The 21,047-nt window shown below is 41.1% G+C and carries 19 protein-coding genes; 13 read left to right on the forward strand and 6 right to left on the reverse strand.

The window, feature by feature from the left end; translation table 11 throughout:
• Nucleotides 1-2 precede the first annotated feature (2 nt).
• The 3 genes from OK344_RS06045 to OK344_RS06055 form a co-directional block, all read right to left on the reverse strand.
• Nucleotides 3-1,085 carry an AI-2E family transporter gene (locus tag OK344_RS06045; RefSeq protein ID WP_265143932.1) on the reverse strand — a complete coding sequence of 361 codons (1,083 nt, stop codon included), beginning with the start codon at nt 1,083-1,085 and terminating at the stop codon, nt 3-5.
• 21 nt (nt 1,086-1,106) lie between these two features.
• A complete protein-coding gene (locus OK344_RS06050; RefSeq protein ID WP_265143933.1) occupies nt 1,107-1,841 on the reverse strand; it encodes a beta-carotene 15,15'-monooxygenase in 735 nt (244 codons plus the stop codon).
• A 69-nt stretch (nt 1,842-1,910) separates the two neighbouring features.
• A complete protein-coding gene (locus tag OK344_RS06055; RefSeq protein ID WP_265143934.1) occupies nt 1,911-2,633 on the reverse strand; it encodes a hypothetical protein in 723 nt (240 codons plus the stop codon).
• 76 nt (nt 2,634-2,709) lie between these two features.
• Here OK344_RS06055 and OK344_RS06060 point away from each other — a divergent pair, with 76 nt between their 5' ends.
• The 3 genes from OK344_RS06060 to OK344_RS06070 are packed head-to-tail and all read left to right on the forward strand — an operon-like array spanning nt 2,710 to nt 6,918.
• On the forward strand, nt 2,710-3,687 hold the full coding sequence (locus tag OK344_RS06060; RefSeq protein WP_265143935.1) for an aminodeoxychorismate synthase component I: 978 nt from the start codon (nt 2,710-2,712) through the stop codon (nt 3,685-3,687).
• On the forward strand, nt 3,671-4,297 hold the full coding sequence (locus OK344_RS06065) for an aminotransferase class IV (protein WP_265143936.1): 627 nt from the start codon (nt 3,671-3,673) through the stop codon (nt 4,295-4,297). Before OK344_RS06060 ends, OK344_RS06065 begins: the two co-directional genes overlap by 17 nt.
• Nucleotides 4,298-4,353: 56 nt before the next feature.
• Entirely contained in the window at nt 4,354-6,918 is a 2,565-nt protein-coding gene (locus OK344_RS06070; protein WP_265143937.1) for a DUF5686 family protein, read from the forward strand.
• Here OK344_RS06070 and menD read toward each other — a convergent pair whose 3' ends face one another.
• Entirely contained in the window at nt 6,919-8,583 is a 1,665-nt protein-coding gene (menD, locus tag OK344_RS06075; protein WP_265143938.1) for a 2-succinyl-5-enolpyruvyl-6-hydroxy-3-cyclohexene-1-carboxylic-acid synthase, read from the reverse strand.
• Nucleotides 8,584-8,673: 90 nt separating this feature from the next.
• Between menD and OK344_RS06080 the strand changes: the two genes are divergently transcribed.
• The 10 genes from OK344_RS06080 (at nt 8,674) to OK344_RS06125 (ending at nt 18,470) form a co-directional block, all read left to right on the forward strand.
• Nucleotides 8,674-9,621, forward strand: coding sequence for an isopenicillin N synthase family dioxygenase (locus OK344_RS06080; protein WP_265143939.1), 948 nt, complete (start codon nt 8,674-8,676; stop codon nt 9,619-9,621).
• An 89-nt stretch (nt 9,622-9,710) separates the two neighbouring features.
• Complete coding sequence (locus OK344_RS06085) at nt 9,711-10,673, forward strand: YpdA family putative bacillithiol disulfide reductase (RefSeq protein ID WP_265143940.1); 963 nt, start codon at nt 9,711-9,713, stop codon at nt 10,671-10,673.
• Nucleotides 10,674-11,039: 366 nt separating this feature from the next.
• Entirely contained in the window at nt 11,040-13,160 is a 2,121-nt protein-coding gene (locus OK344_RS06090; protein WP_265143941.1) for an elongation factor G, read from the forward strand.
• Between the two features lie 122 nt (nt 13,161-13,282).
• On the forward strand, nt 13,283-13,747 hold the full coding sequence (locus OK344_RS06095; RefSeq protein ID WP_265143942.1) for an RrF2 family transcriptional regulator: 465 nt from the start codon (nt 13,283-13,285) through the stop codon (nt 13,745-13,747).
• 77 nt (nt 13,748-13,824) lie between these two features.
• Nucleotides 13,825-14,949, forward strand: coding sequence for a DUF2249 domain-containing protein (locus OK344_RS06100; RefSeq protein WP_265143943.1), 1,125 nt, complete (start codon nt 13,825-13,827; stop codon nt 14,947-14,949).
• A gap of 12 nt (nt 14,950-14,961) precedes the next feature.
• Nucleotides 14,962-15,459 (forward strand): hemerythrin domain-containing protein, encoded by a 498-nt coding sequence (locus OK344_RS06105; protein ID WP_265143944.1) that lies wholly within the window; start codon nt 14,962-14,964, stop codon nt 15,457-15,459.
• Nucleotides 15,456-16,286, forward strand: coding sequence for a DUF2249 domain-containing protein (locus OK344_RS06110; RefSeq protein ID WP_265143945.1), 831 nt, complete (start codon nt 15,456-15,458; stop codon nt 16,284-16,286). Before OK344_RS06105 ends, OK344_RS06110 begins: the two co-directional genes overlap by 4 nt.
• Nucleotides 16,286-17,551, forward strand: a complete 1,266-nt coding sequence (locus OK344_RS06115; RefSeq protein ID WP_265143946.1) for a hypothetical protein — start codon at nt 16,286-16,288, stop codon at nt 17,549-17,551. The genes OK344_RS06110 and OK344_RS06115 overlap by 1 nt, the downstream gene beginning before the upstream one ends.
• 2 nt (nt 17,552-17,553) lie before the next feature.
• Nucleotides 17,554-17,883 carry a metal-sulfur cluster assembly factor gene (locus tag OK344_RS06120; protein WP_265143947.1) on the forward strand — a complete coding sequence of 110 codons (330 nt, stop codon included), beginning with the start codon at nt 17,554-17,556 and terminating at the stop codon, nt 17,881-17,883.
• Between the two features lie 98 nt (nt 17,884-17,981).
• Nucleotides 17,982-18,470 carry a D52 family tumor protein gene (locus OK344_RS06125; protein WP_265143948.1) on the forward strand — a complete coding sequence of 163 codons (489 nt, stop codon included), beginning with the start codon at nt 17,982-17,984 and terminating at the stop codon, nt 18,468-18,470.
• Between the two features lie 297 nt (nt 18,471-18,767).
• Here OK344_RS06125 and OK344_RS06130 read toward each other — a convergent pair whose 3' ends face one another.
• Together OK344_RS06130 and tnaA are read right to left on the reverse strand one after the other, a co-directional pair.
• Nucleotides 18,768-19,514 carry a hypothetical protein gene (locus OK344_RS06130; RefSeq protein ID WP_265143949.1) on the reverse strand — a complete coding sequence of 249 codons (747 nt, stop codon included), beginning with the start codon at nt 19,512-19,514 and terminating at the stop codon, nt 18,768-18,770.
• Nucleotides 19,515-19,649: 135 nt separating this feature from the next.
• Nucleotides 19,650-21,026, reverse strand: a complete 1,377-nt coding sequence (tnaA, locus tag OK344_RS06135; protein ID WP_265143950.1) for a tryptophanase TnaA — start codon at nt 21,024-21,026, stop codon at nt 19,650-19,652.
• Between the last annotated feature and the right edge of the window lie 21 nt (nt 21,027-21,047).

Genomic DNA, 21,047 nt, shown 5'->3' on the forward strand with positions numbered 1-21,047 from the left:
TTTTAAATACTTAAATCTATTTTTTTCTCGATCTCTTTTGGTTCCGGCATAATAAGTTCCCGGTCGTCATCAGAAAATTCATCTCTGTAAACCTGGATTAAAAGGACCGTAATCGAAATAAGAATCGGTCCGAAAATCAGTCCCATAAACCCGAAAAGATTCATACCCATAATGATTCCGAACACCGTATTTAAAGGATGGATGTTTTCTAATTTCTTTAAAAGAGTGAATCTTAAGAGGTTATCCGTTAATCCCACGGCGATAAGACAGTACGCTGCAAGCCCAAGCCCGGCACCCATATTGCCTTCTGCAATCATAAAAATGCACACAGGAACATAAATAATCGCCGCACCAACGATAGGAATCATCGAAGCGACTGCTGTTAAGGCAAAGAGGAGAAGCGGGCTGGGTGCGCCAAAAATCCAGTATCCTATAATCGCCACAATTCCCTGTCCGATGGCGACAACAGGAATCCCAATCGCGTTGGCAACAACCATTTTCTGTATTTTCTCCCCCAACAAATTAATGTTAGCCTTTTTAAGGGGGGCTGAACTTCTTACCAGTCTTTCAAAAAGCCTTGGCTTCTCCAGCATAAAATACAGAATAAAGTACATGGAGAGGATCACAGTAAGGGTATTAAAAGTACTGCTCACTGCGGTGGTCGAGAAACTTCCCACTTTGTCTTTCAGTTTCGTTAAATTCTCCTTGCTGAGAATATCGACTCTCGTTTTGGAATACACATAATCATGAATTTTATCGACGAAGATGTTGAATTTCTGCATGTAAGCAGAAGCATTTCCTAATTTTTCTATAAGCAGGTCGGCGATAAAATAAACAGGAAGAATTAAAATGAGCAGTGTGCCCAAAATAATTACTGTGGATGCGAGCCAGGGCTTCCACTCTCGTTCTTCCTGAAGATAAAGATTGTATTTCCTGGAGATAATGTAAAGGGTAATGGCGCCCAGAACAGAAGGAATAAATAAAGACAGATTAAAACAGATTAATCCTGCAAGCACAGTAATAAGAGCCAGCAGAAAGATCTGCTTTATTTTTACCTCGCTGATTTGGTGTTTCCTGTTGGGCATAATTTTAAATTCTAATCAGAATCAGTTGTTGAAATTAAGTTGTCTTGGTTTCCCGCAGAACGCCACATATGCTGAATACATCACTACAAAATAGAACGGAAGTGTTGCCACGATTCCGATTCCGCAAAGTAAAACACCCGCGATACTGATCAGCAATCCAAGGAGTGATGATCCTAAAAATACGCCGTAATGATCTTTAGCGATTCTGAAACTCTTGTTGAAAGCTTCAGTAAAGCTGGCGTTTTCAAAAAGTAAAATAGGATAACCCAAAAGCAATAGAGGAATCACAAGAAAAACAGGTAGTAAACACATCATTAACGCAATTGCCATAATTACCGATGCCATAAGACTGTAGATTACAATCTGAACAAAGTTCTGTCTGTAGCCGATAAATAGATCTGACGCCTGCAAACGCTCCTGATTGTTATATTTATTTGCCATGTAAATGACTCCGACGTAAAGTGGAGCTAAAAGCAGGCTTACAATTCCCGAAAGACCGTAATAAATTTTCATTCCGGGAACTGCCCAGATATCGATCGATGAAAAATCGCCGTCGGCAGACCGGATTTCCTCAGAAAAACTCGCTGAATCGAATCCCGAAAGCGGCTGAATAACCATGGAGACAATAAAATAAATCACCATCGCCAGAAGTGCATAAAGAAAAATTCCCTTATACATCTCGAAAGCATGGGATATAATTTCGCTGGTACTTCTTTGTGGCACTTTATTGCCATCCATTTCCTGAAAAGTGTCCATAGTTTTAATTTTTAATGTTTCCCAAATTTAAATTTAAAATTGGAAAAAAACAGCATCTAAAATTAAATTTTAAACAACTTCTTTGTAATAATGCTGATAAAGTGTATAAATCATAGCATTTAAAAACGGAAAAGTCAGCAAAAAACCAACGCCGCAAATTAATACGCCGCTTAAGCTGAAGAGAAAAGCTACCATCATCGCGGGAACTACGGTGCTGAAATTATTGCGAAGGACTTTAAACGTAAGCGAAATTCCTTCAAATGTCTTTACATCCATAAAAAACATCAGTGGAACACAGAACAGTGTGATAAAAATCCAGAATATGCCCAGAAACAGCAGTGCATTGGCGTAGGTGAAAATAATGATCCAGAACAGATAAAATCCAAAAAACTTAAAAAAATTGAACCCGATATAACCCGCAAAAAGATCGTTCAGGCTTACAGGTTCTTTCAGGTCTGTTTTCCGGTAGATTTTGTAAAGACCTACATTCAGGGGATTGATGAGCGCCAGGAGAACAAAAAATGCCAAAGCGAAATTACGCATTTGTGGTAAACGCGCGATTTCCTCCATTTTTTTATTGAATGCCGGAAGATCAGTACGCACTAAATCCTGATACTTAATGAATTCATCCCAAAGTCCAAAATACTGAAACATATAAAAATAACCCAGAAAAAACAGGGAAAAGTATAAAACACTGAAAACCAACTGATAAAAGAGTGTTTTATTCCAGTAATTAAAAGCGTTTTTCAAAATCTGTCCAAGGCCGAACTGTTGCTGATGGTTATTTTGCATGCCGCAAAAATAAGGTTTAAGATTTAAATTTCCGGTTTTAATTTTTCGCTCACCCGCTTTTGACTATTTTTGCCGCATGGTAAGAAAATTTCACCCCAGTTTCGATCAGATGGATGAGCTTTCCCAAACCGGAACGCCTTACTTCTTTTTGGTGGATTTTTTAATGGAGAATGTTGAGGTTTTCACGGAAGAGGAATTGGATAAATCGGGTTTATTAATTGATTTTCAGAAATTTAAGAAGACGAATGAACCGCTCGGTAAACCTCTTGATATTTCGTTTCAATCCTTCCCGCAAAGTGAAGAATCTTACAGAAAAGGATTTGATCTGGTACAGAAAAACCTGAAAGCCGGCAATTCCTATCTCACCAATTATACCTGTAAAACGGAGGTGAAAACCAACCTTACTTTAAATGAAATTTTCTATCTTTCGCAATCCAAATACAAAGTTTTATACCCAGACAGGTTTGTATTTTTTTCCCCGGAAACTTTTGTAGAAATTACAGATAATAAAATCTTTACCCATCCCATGAAGGGCACCATCGATGCCGGTACCGAAAGTGCGGTGGAGGTTTTGAAGGGCGACGTAAAAGAAAAGGCAGAGCATTACACTGTGGTAGATTTATTGAGAAATGATTTGAGCATGGTGGCAGATGACGTGAAACTGGATGAATTTCAGCGGATTGATTTTATCAAAACGCACAACAAAAATCTCTACGCCATGAGTTCGGAGATTTCCGGTGTGCTGAAGCCCGATTTTCAGGGAAAAATAGGAAGTATTATGAAAAAATTACTTCCGGCTGGGTCGGTTTTGGGGGCACCCAAAGAAAAAACCCTGGAAATTGTGCTCGAAGCAGAAAATTATGCCCGGGGTTTCTATACGGGAGTTTGCGGCTGGTTTGATGGCAAGAATTTGGATTCCTGCGTCATGATCAGGTTTATAGAAAAAGAGAACGGAAAATTATATTTCAAAAGCGGTGGCGGAATTACCCATTTAAGCAAAGCCGAAACCGAATATCAGGAAATGAAAAACAAAATTTATGTCCCAATTTATTGAAAGTATTAAGATAGAAGACAAGAAAATTTTTCTCTTGGACCTGCACCAAAAGCGGGTTGATGACACTTTTGCCCATTTCGGTAAAGAAAGTTCAATCAATCTCGCAGAAATCTTCAAAAATCTGGAGCATGACGAAGATGGCCTATACAAACTGAGGATCAGTTACGACCTGGATAAAAACTTCAGAACCCAGCTCATTCCTTATGCCATCTCTGAAATCAGCAATTTCCAGCTGGTGGTAAACAATATCTATGATTATTCATTTAAATTTGAAGACCGCAAAGAACTCGAGAAAATGCTTCGGCAGGCAAAATCCAGTGAGATTATCATTGTAAAAAATAATCATATTACAGATACTTCTTTCTCGAATTTGCTGTTTAAGAAGGGAAAAGAATGGTTCACGCCTTCAACGTATCTGCTGAACGGTGTTCAGCGGCAATATCTTCTGAAAAATAAAAAAATAAAGGAAGCAGAAATCACCTTGCAGAATATCGCAGAGTATTCTCATTTTCAAATCATTAATGCGATGAATGATTTCGATGATATGTTTATTTATCCCATTGCCAGAATTACCAATCTGCCCGGAAATTCCGGTGATAACGAATTTTAAACCTTAAACCCCAAACTGCCGGCTCACCTGCTTTCGCTTCGCCTTGTTCTGAAAAAATGAAACCTTCCACCGACTTGAACCACAAAAATTTTCAGTCCCTGCTGCGATGTAAATTTACAGTCACGATTCTTTTGTTGTTGGCGACCTTATCGTCTGCCCAAACCCGTATTTCAGGTAGAATTACCGATGAAAAAACGGGCCAGCCAATTTCGGGAGTTGAGATTTTCATTAATAACCGGGAACAGGCAGAAACCGTCACCAAGGGAGCTGATTTTCTTGTTGAATCTGATTCCGGAATCAGTACAGCAACCTTCATCAAAAGAAATTATAAACCGGAGATTCTCAATTTCGACGACTTTCGCTTTGAAAATCTTGTCGTGAAACTTCAGTCTGAAAAAGTAGAACAGATTAATGAAGTGGTGATTTCGGGCGTCAGCAAAAAAAAGTATAAAAACAAAAAAGAAAATCCCGCGTACGCCATCATGCAGGAAGTCTGGAAACGCCGTAAAACAAACGGATTAGCCCGGTACAGCGATTACCAGTTTCAGGAATATGAGAAAATTGAAATCGCACTGAACAATATCGACAGCGCTTTCATGAAGAAAAAAATCTTCAATAACCTCGAATTTATTTTTGATTATGCGGATTCGGCAAACTATGATAAAAGACTTTCGCTGCCGGTTTTTTTCAACGAAACCATGTATAAAACTTATGGCCGCAACGCTCCTGAAAAGAAAGAAAACAGAATCATTGTCGCCAACAGATTTTCTGGATTTAACGACAACGAACTGGTGGCTTCTACGGCAAAAAATCAGTTCAAGGAAGTTAATATCTACGATAATACACTGAATTTCTTTAACATTGGTTTCCCAAGTCCCGCCGGAACAGATGGGTTTAGTACTTATGAATATGAAATCACTGACTCGATTTCTGTAGAGGATACCGATGCGTACGTCATCAAATATTTTCCGAAAAACAGGGAATTGCTCGCGTTTCAGGGAAATCTTTATGTATCCAGAGACACCTATAATATTGTAAAGGCAACGTTGCGGTCAACCAACAAAATCAATGTGAATTTCGTGAACGGAATTTATCTCGAAACGGAATACGACAACTTGGATGATGCGGTGTTCCTGCCCAAAAGAACATATACAGAGCTGGAAATGTCGGTTTTTGGAAAGAAAAAAGATGCGAAAAGCGTACTTTTTAAAAGAACCGGAATTTTCAGCGGTTATCTTTTCAATAAAAATTTTGATGATCAGCTTCTTGTCGACAGAGGCCAGACGCTGAGTGACGAAAATCTAAAGAAATCCGACGCATTCTGGGAGCAGAACAGAACTGAACCGCTTTCGGAAACCGAACAGAACGTGTACACGATGGTGGGCGAACTCGAGCAGGTTCCGAAATTCAAAAGAATCGTAAAACTGGTTGAAATCCTGGAATCGGGTTATATCAACGCCTGGAATGCCATCGATTTCGGTGATATTTATTCCGTTTACGGAAATAATGAGGTGGAAGGCGACCGCGTTCGTGTCGGCGCAAGAACCTATTTTTCGCCAAATGATAAATGGCGCGTCGCCGGATATACTGCTTATGGATTTAAAGATAAAAAACTTAAATACGGATTGGAAGGCAGATACATGTTCAGCCGCGAAAACCGAGCTACCGTTGGTTTCGGGAGCAGGAATGATGTCATCCAGCTCGGCGCACAACTCATGAACGATGATGGAATTATGACCCGCTCTTTCGCCTCGTCTTCGGTTTTTTCATCGGGAACCAATGCTTCTTTGAGTGCCGTGAAGCAGAACAACTTCTTCTTTTCTCTGGAGCCTCTCAAGAATTTTGAAGTCAGGATGGATGCTGCGCTTCAGAACATAAAATCCGCCAATCCCGAAAAGTTCGACCTCGGTTTTTATAAAGACAACCAGTTGAAATCTGAATTGAACGATTTCCACACCACCTTCAGTCTCATCGCAAAACCGGGTGCAAGATATTCGCAGTATGGTGTCGACAGATATGCTTTCACAACACTTTCGCCAACATTTGTCCTGAAATTCACCCACGGTTTCGAAAATGTTCTGGATGGGGATTTCGATTATAACAAACTTCAGTTTCTTTATTCTCAGCCTGTAGTAGTAGGGAATTTTGGGCGTTCAGTCATTAATTTTGAGGCCGGAAAAAACTTCAGCACCGTTCCATTGGCATTGCAGAACATCATTCCCGGAAACCAGTCCTACAGTTTGGTTCCCAACACTTTTGCGCTGTTGAAATACTACGAATTTGTTGCTGATGCATATACGACTTTAAATTACGAACATCATTTTCAGGGGAAAATCCTGGCACACATTCCACTGATTAAAAAGCTGAAATTCAGAGAATTGATTTTCCTTCGCGGTGCTTACGGAACCTTAAGTGAGGCGTCGAAAAACATTAACTTCGAGAGCACGAAGTATTCCGCTCCGGACCAGCAGATCTATTACGAATACGGTTTCGGACTCGAAAATATCGGCTTCGGGAACTTGAGGATTTTACGCGTCGATTTCAACTGGCGCGGGAATTACCTCGACAGACCAGATGTTTCTAAATTCGGCGTGAAATTCGGCTTCCAAATGAATTTTTAATTACTTTAGGTATTCAAAGTACGCTTTCAGGACTGCCGCATTTTCAATAGCCGAAGTGTCAACTTCAAGAATTTTTGCCTTTTCATCGTGTTTAAAGAAATGATCTAAAACCCGAGAAAGTGTATCTTCATCGTCAACTTTCGTGTAAGCAAACCCGAAATGTTTAGCCAGGTGTTCCGCATTTTTGTGATGCGAAGTAAGGATAAATTCATCGAGCGCATTCGTAGAATCCGGCCCCGGAATAATTTTGAAAATGTCGCCGCCCCCATTGTTGAAGACGATGATTCGTGTATAAGGCGGGATGTAGTTGTTCCATAAACCGTTGATGTCGTAAAAGAAACTCACATCGCCCGTAACAAGCACGGTTTGGTCTTTTGCCTTCATGGCAAAGCCCATTGCCGTGGAGGTACACCCGTCAATTCCGCTCGTACCGCGGTTGCAGTGGATGCTGTCGGTTTTATACTCGAAAAGTTGTGCATACCTGATTGCCGATGAATTACTGAAATGCAGGTTCGCATGTTCAGGAAGTTTATCGGCAAGGATTTCGAAGAATTTAAAATCTGAAAACGGAGCTTTCAGGCAGTATTCTTTATGTTTTGCGTCTCTTTTATCTCTGAGCACGTCCCACAGATTGAAATAAGGTTGTGGTTCCAGTGTGATAAATGGTAATAATTTAGAGAAAAAGACTTCAGGTTTGGTCTCAATTTTTTCTGTAAGCGAAAAGAAGGTGTCGGGTTGCCACACTTCGTGGATGTGCCAGTGATTCTTAGGTTTTGCTTTTCGCAGAAACTGCTTTATTTTCTTTGAAACTATGTTCTGCCCAATTGTGATCAGCAGATCCGGCGCATAGGTTTTGAAATCTTCTTCCGAGAAATTAAAAATATACCGGTCGATATGGTTAAAAAACTTCGGATGGGTCAGATTCGAATTGGCTTCGGTTAATACAACAGCGCTGTGATTTTTAACGAGTTGTGTAAGCTGCATTTCAAGTTCTTCGCTGTAATCTCTTGTTCCGGCCAGAATCATGATTCTTTTCGAAACATTCCATTCTGCAGCCAGATTCGAAGGCAGTTCGTACTTCTTTTTCTGTATCGTTTTTTCTACGGTAGGGAAAACAGGAATTTCAGATACAAGTTGATAAAGCGGCTCTGCTAATGGAATATTAATGTGAACCGGACCTTGCTTTTCGAAGCAGATCTCGATCGCTTTCTTTATTAAACTGAAGTTTTCTTCTTCTGCATTTTCTTTATCATCTTCCAGAAGCTGGAAGTCTCCGTAAGAATGCTGTTGATACAGATCTTTCTGGCGGATGGTTTGCCCGTCGAAAATATCCACGAAATCCGATGGCCGGTCTGCAGTAAGGATTAAAAGTGGAATGTTCTGATAAAATGCTTCAGTAACCGCAGGATAGTAGTTGGCTGCTGCCGACCCGCTTGTACAGGTTAGCGCAACCGGTTTTTTAATGCTTTTCGCCATTCCCAGACCTACAAATCCCGCACTGCGCTCGTCAACAATGCTGTAGCAGTTGAATTCATCAGTCTCAGAAAAATGAATGGCCAGAGGCGCATTTCGGGAGCCCGGTGAAATTACAATGTCGAAAATTCCGTATTCTTTAAGGAGGTGCGCTAAAACCTGTATGCTTCTTTTCGAAGAAAATTGTTTCATGTGAAATATTGACTAACTGCAAATTTACTCATAATTAAAATTTTAATAAGAAAAATCATACTTTAGCAGTCAAATTTTTAATCCAATAAAATGAAATTAGTTCCAAGTGTGGATTTGCGTGATTTCCTTTCGGGTGACCCGGAACGCAAACAAAAATTTGTAAATGAAATCGGAAAAGCATACGAAGAAATCGGATTTGTTGCCCTGAAAGGTCACTTTCTGGATGACAAACTGGTTGATGAACTCTACGGAGAAGTTAAAAACTTCTTCGACCTGCCGGTAGAAACCAAACAGAAGTACGAAATCCCGGGAATTGGAGGCCAGCGCGGTTACGTAGGATTTGGTAAAGAAACGGCAAAAGGCTTCAAAAAAGGAGATCTTAAAGAATTCTGGCATTTCGGTCAGTATCTCGAAGACGGATCTAAATATTCCTCCGTTTATCCCGATAACGTTGAGGTAACTGAAGTTCCAAGATTCAACGAAGTTGGAAAGGAAGCTTTCAAGATGTTGGAGAAAACCGGTGTTTACGTCTTGAGAGCGTTGGCTTTGCACCTCGGTTTGGATGAATTCTACTTTGATAAATTCGTAAGTGAAGGAAATTCTATTTTAAGACCAATTCACTATCCGCCGATTACAGAAGAGCCTGATAATGCGGTTCGTGCTGCGGCACACGGAGATATCAATTTGATTACCCTTTTGATGGGAGCTCAAGGCAAAGGTCTTCAAGTGATGAATCATGATGGGGAATGGATCGACGCGATTGCCGAACCGGATGAACTTATGATCAATGTTGGCGATATGTTATCCAGACACACCAACAACAAACTGAAATCTACCATTCACCAGGTGGTAAATCCGCCAAGAGAATTATGGGGAACTTCCAGATATTCCATTCCTTTCTTTATGCATCCGGTGAGCGAAATGCCGCTGAACGCTTTGGAAGGAACTTATGACGAAAACAACCCGAAATTGTATCCCGATACCACAGCCGGAGAATTTCTGCACGAAAGATTGGTAGAATTGGGATTGATTAAGTAAATATTTTTAAAAATACGAAATAGAAGCGGGCAGATTTTTCTGTCCGTTTTCTTTTGCTTCACCAATAATGGTTTTCGTAATTTTGCCGGATGGAAATTTTAGATGTACTGATTATCGGCGCCGGCCCGATTGGCTTGAACTGCGCTTTGGAGGCAGAAAAGAATGGTTTAAGCTATGTGATTATAGAAAAAGGAACCATCGTCAATTCCCTCTACAATTATCCCTTATACATGCGCTTTTTTTCTACGGCCGATAAGCTGGAAATTGCTGAAATTCCCTTCATTACAACTTCTCCAAAACCAGGTAGACAAGATGCTCTGGAATATTACCAAGGAATTGCGCGACAAAAAGAACTTAAAATCAACCTTTACGAGAAAGTTTTAAAAGTTTCAAAAAATCAGGTCTTCGAAATTGATACTTCAAAAGCAAAATATCTGGCAAAAAACGTCATCATCGCTACCGGATTTTACGATATTCCGAATCTCCTGAATATTCCCGGCGAAAACTTACCCAAAGTAAAGCATTATTATACCGAGCCTTATCCGTATGCTAACCAGAAAGTTGTAATCATCGGTGCCAGCAATTCAGCCGTAGATGCAGCTTTGGAAACCTATAGAAAAGGAGCAGAGGTTACGATGATCATCAAAGGTTCAGAGATTTCCAAATCTGTGAAATATTGGGTAAAGCCTGATATAGAAAACCGAATTGCGGAAGGAAGCATCAAAGGTTATTTTAATGCGGAAATGATTGAAATTAAAGAAAATTCTGTCATTTTTAAAGACGAATTGGGCAAAATTCATGAAATTGAGAACGATTTCGTTCTCGCCATGACCGGCTATCTTCCCGATTTTGAATTTTTAAAAGACTCTGGCATCGACTTAAAGGGCGACAGTCTCGTTCCTGCCTATAATCCCGAAACCATGGAAACGAACGTAGCCAATCTTTATTTGGCCGGCGTTGTTTGTGGCGGCAAAGACACGCATCTCTGGTTCATCGAAAACTCCAGAATTCATGCGGAAATAATTCTGAACCATATTGCTGAAAGAAACTAATAATTTCAGTTTATTTTCGTATTTGTATAACATGATATAAAACAGCGAGTTACATCACCTTCTATCTTTTTGAAACTGCATTTTTAGGCCTGTTAACTTTCTCTAAATTCTTTACTGAAAGCGTTTACAGAAGGTTGAGCCATAGTTTAACCGTATATCTGCCGTGCCAAATTAAAGTCTCCCTTTAGTGTACTTCATGTGTTAGCCTGCAATAAGCAATTCCAACCCTTAATGCGAAATGTCATGAATTTACTTTTTAAAAATAACAGCAACCAATTTAAATCTTTCGTAACTTTAACTACCTAAAAATCAAATGCAGGTCATTTCCTTTTTAGCATTCCCATAAAATAATTAAAACTATATATTATGAGTGCTAATACCAAAGATTTACGAAATGTGGTTTTACTCGGTCATTCCGACAGTGGCAAAACCACGCTTATAGAAACCATGCTTTACGAAGGCGGAGCGATTAAGCGCCGTGGATCAGTCGAAGGACAGAACACGGTGAGCGACCATACAGACCTCGAGCACGAAAAAGGGAAAACCATTTTCTCCCACCAGATGTTCGTAAACTGGAAAAACAACAAAATTAACATTATCGATACCCCAGGATTTGACGATTTCGTTGGCGAGGTCGTTTCTTCATTAAAGGTAGCAGATAGCGCAGTTATCGTCCTTAATGCTGCAAATGGTGTGGAAGTAGGTACGGAATTGGTTTGGGAATATGTGGAGAAATACCAGACTCCCGCAATCTTCGTTATCAACCAGATGGACCACCCGAAAGCTGATTTCGAGAAAACTCTGGAGCAGGCTAAAGAGCGTTTTGGTTCCAAACTCTTTCCGCTTCAGTATCCGTATAATTCAGGAGCCAGTTTCAATGCGATCATTGATGCTTTAAGAATGGTGATGTACGAATTTCCAGCTAACGGTGGAAAACCTGAGAAAAAACCAATCCCTGAAAGCGAAATGGCAAGAGCCAATAAAATGCACAACGCATTGGTTGAAATCGCTGCGGAGAATGAAGAGGGTTTAATGGAAAAATACTTCGAAGAAGGCAACCTTTCTGAAGAAGAACTCGCAAAAGGAATTACCATCGCATTGGCAAAACAGCAGTTCTTCCCTGTATTCGTCACCAGCGGACTGAAAGATATGGGAAGCGGCCGTTTGATGGGCTTCATCGATGACATTGCTCCTTCACCCGCCGACAGACCGGCCCGCAAACTCGAAAACGGTGAGGAAATTTCTTACGACCCTAATGACAAAACCACGATTTTTATCTATAAAACACTTTCTGAGCCTCAGGTCGGAATGGTTTCCTACTTTAAAGTCCTCAGCGGTAAACTGAAGCCCGGTGATGAACTCGTAAATGCCAGTAACGGCGAAAGTGAAAGGATTTCCCAACTTTTTGTAGCAGAAGGAAAAGAAAGAATTCCAGTCAATGAACTGGTTGCAGGAGACTTAGGAGTTACAGTAAAACTGAAATATGGTCATTCCAACAACACTTTGAATACAAAAGGTTTAGACCGAAAAGTAAGGCCGATGGAATTCCCTGAAAGCCGCATCAGAAAAGCAGTTTCTACAGATTCCACTGCAGATATGGAAAAACTCGTTACCGCTTTGCATAAAAGTGAGGAAGAAGATCCTACCCTGAAAGTGGAACAGTCTGCAGAACTGAAACAGACCATTCTTCATGGTCAGGGACAGCTGCATCTGGATCTAGTAAAACAGCGGTTACAGAAAGAATTTGGGGTAAACATGAATTTCGGAAATCCCAAAATCCCTTACCGCGAAACCATTACGGGAAAAGCCGATGCCGATTACCGTCACAAAAAACAGTCCGGCGGCTCAGGTCAGTTCGGAGAAATCCACATGAGAGTTGAAAATTTCTATGAGGATATGACGGAACCTACAGGTTTCAACATCCGTCAGAAAGAGATTGAAGATTTGCCATGGGGCGGAAAACTGGCGTTCTACTGGTGCATCGTGGGTGGCGCAATCGATAACCGTTACATCGGAGCCATTAAAAAAGGAATTATGCAGCAGATGAAAGAAGGCCCCCTAACCGGTTCACATTGCCAGAATATCCGTGTAATTGTTTACGATGGCAAAATGCACAGCGTGGATTCCAATGATATTTCCTTCCAGCTGGCGGCTTCGGGCGCTTTCCGCGAAGCTTTTCATAATGCTAAGCCTCAGCTTCTGGAACCCATTTATTCGGTGCAGATTCTCTGTCCGGACGATGATACGGGCGATGTGATGGGCGATTTGCAAACCCGTCGCGCGATGATTTCAGGAATGGATTCCGAGGGACATTACCAGAAAATTCTGGCTGAGGTTCCTTTGGCAGAAATGCACGATTACGGTTCCACACTTCGTTCAATTACCGGCGGGAAGGCAAAATTCTCAATGAAATTCTCAGAATATCAACTCGTTCCGCCAAATGTACAGCAGGAATTGGTGAAACAGCATTCTGTAGAACTGGTATAGTAAATTTAAATTAGAACTCTATAAGAACTCAATCAACATGTTGGTTGAGTTTTTTTTCATGCGTAAACTCATAAAATAAAATAGCAAATTTAAATAAGACTAATTTGTCTTAATTAAATATAATGTCTAAATTTGTCAAAGATTTACACAGTATGCTTTCGAAAACATGTGAATATGCGTTAAGAGCAATGATCTATATCGCGCAGCAATCAAAAGACGGACATATGGTGAATATTAAAGAAATCTCCGAGAAGATCAATTCACCGGAGCTTTTTATCGCCAAAATTCTGCAGAGCCTCAGCAAAAAAGGCTACCTGCAAAGTTCAAAAGGCCGATATGGCGGATTCTGCATTTCCGATAAGGAGGCAGAATTTTCACTGGCAGATATTGTGGAAGCGATTGATGGCAGTAAAATGTTTCATGGATGTGGATTGGGACTTGAATTCTGTTCAGAGACAAATCCCTGTCCGATTCATAACCAGTACAAAGAAGCCCGCGACAAACTGTATTCAATTTATGGCGAAGTGACGCTGAGCAGCTTCCGGAACGGAAATGAAGCCGATATACTTCAGCTGAAAAGAAGGTAAAAAATTTTAAACAATAATCAGACAAATTGGTCTTAATTAAAAAACAATAAATCAACCCTAAACCTAATTTAAATAACATGGCAACACTCCAAACACTGAACGTAACCCTTTTAGAACCTAGATTAAAGCATCCCACAGTTTTTAAATATTTCGACGCGTTGGCGGCTGGTGAAAACTTCGTCATCGAAAACGATCACGACCCGAAACCACTGTATTACGAACTTCTTGCCGAGCGTGGAAACATTTTTACCTGGGATTATATGGAAAAAGGTCCGGAATGGTTCGTGGTTCAGATTGCAAAAAATCCCGCAGAGGAAAGTCACGATATACAAACGTTAGACGTTACCCAACTTGAGCCGCGCATGAAGCATCCGACTGTTTTTAAATATTTCGATGCACTGTCAGCCGGTGAAGCTTTCGTTATTGAAAACGATCACGATCCTAAACCGTTATATTACGAACTTCTGGCCGAACGAGGAAATATCTTCACCTGGGAATATCTGGAACAGGGCCCTGAATGGTTTAAAGTGAAAATCGCCAAAAATCCCGATGAAAACACGCCACAAAAAGGTTCAATTCCTGAAAAGGACGTGAAAAAAGCAGCGCTTTTAAAAGAAAAAGGGGTGACTTTCGGTTGCAGCGATTCCGGTCCGAAATTCCCCGACAATAAAGATTACGACGAATGGGAACTCGGCATGTTGGCCGATTATATCGTGGCGACGCATCACCAGTACATTAAAGATAATGCTGAAAGCCTGAACGGTCTCGCCATAAAAGTCGCCGAACATCACGGGGAAAATAATCACGAACTGCACCGTGTGGCTACCAGTACGCATCATTTCCTGCAGGATCTGCTCAATCACATTACGAACGAAGAGGAAGTGCTTTTCCCTGTCATCCGGCAGTTGTTGAGTAAAAAAGACAATCCGTCCGAAGTAATAAGCTACGAAGCCGGAACGCTGGATCATCCAATCCGCATTCTTCTAAAAGAGCACGAAATCGCTGGCGAAGACCTCAATTTCCTGAGAAGAATCACCAATAATTTCGCACCTCCGAAAAACGCATGTAAGTCTTTTACTTACCTTTATGAAAAACTGAAGGAGTTCGAGAGCGATCTTTATCTCCATCTGCGCATCGAAAACGATTATCTGTTCCCGAGAGCATTAAAGCTGGATAAAGAGATTGCCGCAACTCATTCATAAAAAAATCCAACAATGGAAAAAAAACCGATCAAACGCAACGAAAATCTGGTTCCCGTATCCCGCGAACATCACGCAACGCTGCTTTTCTGCTGGAAACTGCGCACCGGTGTAAAAGCGGAAACCGAACCCGAAAGAATGATTCGTTACACCAACTGGTTCTGGTTAAATCACTTACAAAGCCATTTTGTAACGGAAGAAAAACTGCTTTTCATTGATACCGAAGACGAAATGGTGAAGAAAGGGCTGGACGATCACCAACGGATTCTGGCGAAAATCAATGAAATTAACGTAAGGTCGAACACCAAAACATATCCGCTGTTGCTTGAGCTTGCCACGCTGATCGATGATCACACCCGATATGAAGAGCGTCAGCTTTTCCCTTATCTGGAAGAAAAGTTTTCGGAGCTGGAACTCGGGAAGATTGGTGAAACGCTGCACAGTGAAGACCACGATGCCGTTGAAGATTATGATGATGAATTCTGGGCAAAGGAAAAAAAGAATCATTTATGAAAACAATTTCAATCAATACAAAGATTTCGGAGCTTATTAAAGAAAACTCCGGTAGTGTGGATGCTATCGCCTCCATTGCGAAACCTTTGGAGAAGCTGAAGAATCCTATTCTCCGCAAAATCATGGCTTCGCGCGTTACTATTGCCGAAGCTTCGAAAATGACGGGAACAAAAGTAGATGATTTCAAGCGCGTGCTTTCGCCGCTGGGATTTATTTTTGAAGGCGAAGAATCGACTAAGGAAGAGTCGCCAGCAAAACCCAAACCTTCCTGGCTGCAGAATGCCTCAAAGGAAATTATTGATTTTTATGACGTACGCCCGATTATCGACGATGGTGCCGACCCGCTGAAAGAAGTTCTTCACCGTTTCAAAGAAGTGAAACCGGGCGAGATGCTCTGTGTAATCAACGGTTTTGTGCCCACGCCTTTAATCCATCTTCTGAAACAGGAAAAAGCCGAAGATACTTTTGTGGAAACCATCAGCGACAAAGAATTCCACACCTATTTCCTGAAGAAAAAGAAAGAAGCGGAGATGGCTGATTCTTTCGAAAGTAAATTACAGATGAATGGCGTTGAAGCCTTCAATGGAATTCTTGCAAAATTCAGTGAAGATCAAATCCGCCGGATCGATGTGCGCGGACTCGAAATGCCAGGCCCGATGCACACTATTTTGGGCGAACTCGAAAAACTTCCAGAAGGAAACGCCCTGTTCATCGATCACAAAAGAGTTCCGGTTTATCTGTTAGAAGAACTGGCAGACAAGGATTTCGCAGTTCATATCCATAACGTGGCTGAAGGCGACGTAAAAATGTTGATTTTCAGAAAATAATGGCACATATCCACATTGGGCGGGCACCCGGAAACAAAGCAGTACTGCCATTTTATGCCACGGGAGCCGTAGCTTTTTTGGTGTTGTGTATCGTGATGCTCTGCACGCCGCAGTCGTTTACCCAGCACTATTTCACGCCACATTTGCTCACCATTGTGCATATCGCTGCGCTGGGCTGGGGAACCATGGTTATTTTCGGGGCTGCCCACCAGCTTTTGCCTGTGATTTGCGAACAGGATCTGTACAGCGAAAAAATGGCTTCGGCGAGTTGGTACACCCTTACCGCAGGGATTATTCTCCTTACCTGGAAATTCTGGAATCTCGATGTTGGGTGGATGATGATTACCGGTGGCTCCCTGATCGTGTTCTCGGTTTTGCTTTTCGTTATCAATGTCTGGAAAACTACCCAAATCTGTACAAGATATACCGCCCAGAAAGTCCTTATCACAGGTTCTGCGTTCTGGCTGCTTTTTACGGTTTCCGTGGGGCTTTTGCTGGCCATTAACCTGAGTTTAACCACACCCATGTTCCGCGTAAGTCATCTGGAAGTGCTGAAACTTCATGCGCACATGGGCATTGCGGGCTGGTTTCTGCAACTTATTACGGGCGTGAGTACCAAGCTTGTCCCGATGTTTCTGCTGGGGAAATCTTCCAAAGAATACCTCCTCAGAAACGCGTTTATCTTTCAGAATCTGGGACTTATTTTATTCCTGACCGACGGTTATTTCTTTGCCGTAACGGGGCGGGTACTGATATACGCCGCCATTGTTCTGGCAGGCATTATTTGCTGGCTGCTTTACCTTTACGATGTTTTCAGAAACCGGTTAAGGAAGAGAATCGAACTGCTGATGAAGCATACGTTTCTTTCTTTTCTGAGTTTAATTCTCGCGGTATTGCTGATTCCTGTGGTGTATTATTCCGATGGTTACCGCTTTACGATGGTTTACGGAACCCTGATTTTCTTCGGGTGGATTACCAATATTATTCTCGGCAAAACCTTCAAAACTTTGCCCTTCATTATCTGGAACAACCAGTACAAACACCTTTCAGGAAAGGCGAAAATTCCGCTGCCCAAAGACCTTTATCATGAAAAGCTCACCATCTGGCAGTTCAGGCTCTTTATTGCGGCGTTCCTGGTTTTTGCACTCGGGCTGGTGCTTCAGCACTTAACCGTCATCCGAATTGGGTTGGTGTTATGGCTGGCAGTAGCGGTAATGTACTGCCTGAATGTTTTTAAATTACTTCTTCACAAAACAAAAATTTGAACATGATATTCAACGAAAACGATAAAACCTACGATATGCAGAGCCGTGCCGAAATGGCGCTGTACGAAGTGATAGACCCCGAACTGATGGTGAACATCATGGATCTGGGCATGGTTTATGAAATTAATTTCCCGGAAGAAAACAAAGTGCAGGTCGTGATGACGCTTACCTCACAGTTCTGCCCCATGGGCGATGCCATAAAAACCGGGGTACAGAACGCGTTAGAAACAGAATTCCCCGGCATTGAAGTAGAAATTGAACTCACCTTCAGCCCCGCCTGGAATTACGACTGCGTTTCGCAGGAAGGCATGATGCAGCTGCAGAACAGGTAATTTGCAGAGAAAGAAGAAATTAAAAAGGGTTTTTTAACGGTGATTGAAGAACCCTTTTTCTATTACTTTAGTTGGATTAACAATAAAAACACAATGTTATGCCCATCAACAACCTGAACAATGCGCACCTTACTGAAGCGCAGATGAACGAAATTAAAACCGCACTTACCACGCTGGAAACCGCGCTGTCGGCGCTCAATGTAACCCTCACCCCGGAGGAGCGCCGCACATACGGCAGTGTGAACGAGCAAAACAAACTGCTCATCAATAAAGTGTGGGATTATCGCCAGAACAGCGAGCACCTTTCGCAACCCGATCTCGACTGGGCCGAATTTGAGAACGATCTGAAGAGCCGGCAGTTTATCGAAAATATCGGGCATAGGATAGCAGCACTTGATGAAAGGCTGAAGAACTCGAAAATCCTGCACGATTACGATAACTACCAGTCGGCGCTTGACGATTATGCCTACACCAGTTACAAGGCCGGTTCCAATGCCGCGGGTTATGAAACCAAGATGAACGAGCTGAAGCAGTTTTTCCCGCGAAGCGGTAAACGCCCGGCGACATCTCCTGAAGCAGAAGAATAGATTATTTTCATTAAAAAATGACAGCCCGCGGTTTCCGTGGGCTGTTTTCTTTCCTTTTACTGAACCGTTTCGGTTGTTTGAGAACCGTTTCGGTCAAAAGTTTAAAATTTTAGGTTTCGGGGCTAAACCATTAGGTTCTGAACGTAAAGTTTTGGGTGTTGGACCTAAAGATTTGGCTTGAAGAATTAATGCTTTGGTTAAAAGTCCTAAAGTTTTGATAGAATTACGAAAATGGTGGTGTGTGGGAGATGTAACTTTGGTTTCTGGATTAAATAGGAAATTTAAAGCAGCTTTTATCTAAATTCTCTCAATTTTTTCGTCTAAAATGTTATAAGTTTCGAGAAAAAGGGATGGAAATCGCACATGTTTATCACCACATTCACAAATTACATTTACATTTTCCAGATCGATTTTATTTGGTTTAAGAGTGCTTTCAAAAAGTGGGTGTATTATGTTCTTATAAAATAATTTGTCGTCCTTGGAAATTTTAGAACTTTCTAAGATATCGATAAACATTTCCAAACTTTTTAAAATAGAATAAAATTGACTGCTTTTTGGATCTTTTAGGACTTTATTAGAATCATGAACGTCTCTTGCGCCATATCTAATAATGTCATTTAGATAAAACTTTAAAGCTATCCGTCCTCTATGGGAAATAATTTCTTTTCTTTTGTATTCAAATGATCCTATTGTTTTTTCTGATTCACGGCTGAAATCATCAACATTTTTGAGGAAATATTTATAATATTCGGATATCTTAATTAGTTCTTTATTTTCTAATTCTGATTTTTTTTGTTCATTAAATTGTTTTTGGATTAGATTATTAGCTTCGATTTGAGCTTGTAGGGCAAAGAAAACTAATATTGCACCTATTAGACTAACAATGGGTGAAGTTATTCCTCCTATGGTATCACCAATTTGACCTGTATTAGTAAAATTAAAATCATCTAGAAATAAATTGCGGGTAAATAGAAGGGGACTTATGATAGTGGCTATTATTCCAAATATAAGTATATAAAGAACTTTCTGTGGTTTAATATTCATCACGGAATGGGTTAAGTAATAAGGATTATTTATTTCAAATATCCAACTAATAAATCAATCCACAAACAATAATTGCTTACCATATAGCAAATTACCAAAAAAAATCCGCTAAGCAATGCCGAACGGATTTTTATTTTAAGCCTCTTCCAGTTTTACGGTGAAGTGTCGCAGGATTTCAGATTCCCACTTGATGTGGTAGCCTTTTTCAATGTCGGTGCGCCTGTCATAAACGTTTTTAATGGCAGCAGCAATATAATCCATGTGATTATTGGTGTACGTTCTGCGCGGAATCGCAAGCCTTACGAGTTCGAGTTTTGGGTAACGGTTTTCTCTCGTTTGTGGATCACGGTCGGCTAATAAAGTGCCGATTTCCACGGTGCGGATGCCGGCTTCCTTATAGATTTCATTGGCCAAAGTCTGCGCTGGATATTCTTCACGCGGAATATTCGGTAAAAATTTTAATGAATCGATAAACACCGCATGTCCACCAATAGGCTTCTGAATTGGGATTCCGAATTCTATCAGTTTATTTCCAAGATATTCAACCTGTGAAATTCGACTTTCTAAATATTCAAATTCTGTAGCTTCGTTCAAGCCAACCGCCAGTGCGGCCATATCTCGTCCTGCCATTCCACCGTAGGTAATGAAACCTTCGTAAATAATAGTCATGTTGGAAGCGGCTCTGAAAATAGCTTCGTCATTCAACGCGATAAATCCACCGATGTTGACAAGGCCGTCTTTTTTGGAACTCATGGTCATCCCAACTCCATAAGAAAAAACTTCTTTGCAAATTTCTTTGATGGTGCGGTTTTCCTGACCGGCTTCTCTTTTCTTAATGAAGTAAGCATTCTCGGCAAAACGGGCAGAATCGAAATAAATCGGGATTCCATAACGGTCTGAAAGTTCTTTCACCGCTTTCATGTTTTCCAATGAAACCGGTTGTCCGCCGGAAGAATTACATGTAATGGTAATTAAACAGAACGGTATTTGTTCTTTAGGATGGCTTTTGTAAACTGCCTCGAGTTTTTCAAGATCGATATTTCCCTTGAAAGGGTGAAGATTTTCGATATCGAAAGCTTCATCGATGGTACAGTCGATGGCGTGGGCTTTTCTGATTTCAATGTGACCTTTTGTAGTGTCGAAATGGGAGTTTCCCGGAACCACATCTCCTTCTTTTACCAAAACCGAAAACAAAACATTTTCCGCCGCTCTTCCTTGGTGAGTGGGCAGCAGATATTGGTAGCCGGTGATATTTTTTACCGTGTTGTGCAGATCTTCAAAACTGCGGGATCCGGCATAGCTTTCATCTCCGGTCATCAGCGCAGCCCATTGTTGGTCGCTCATCGCACCGGTTCCGGAATCGGTTAAAAGATCAATAAAAACTTGCGAAGATTTTAAATTGAATAAATTATAGTCGGCGTTTTTCAGCCAGAGTTCACGTTCTTCTTTTGTAGATTGGCGGATTTCTTCCACCATTTTAATACGATAAGGTTCTGCGTAAGGAAGTTTCATAAATAATGAATAATTAAAAAA

It is taken from the genome of Kaistella yananensis (assembly GCF_026107505.2).
Classification (GTDB): Bacteria; Bacteroidota; Bacteroidia; order Flavobacteriales; family Weeksellaceae; genus Kaistella; species Kaistella yananensis.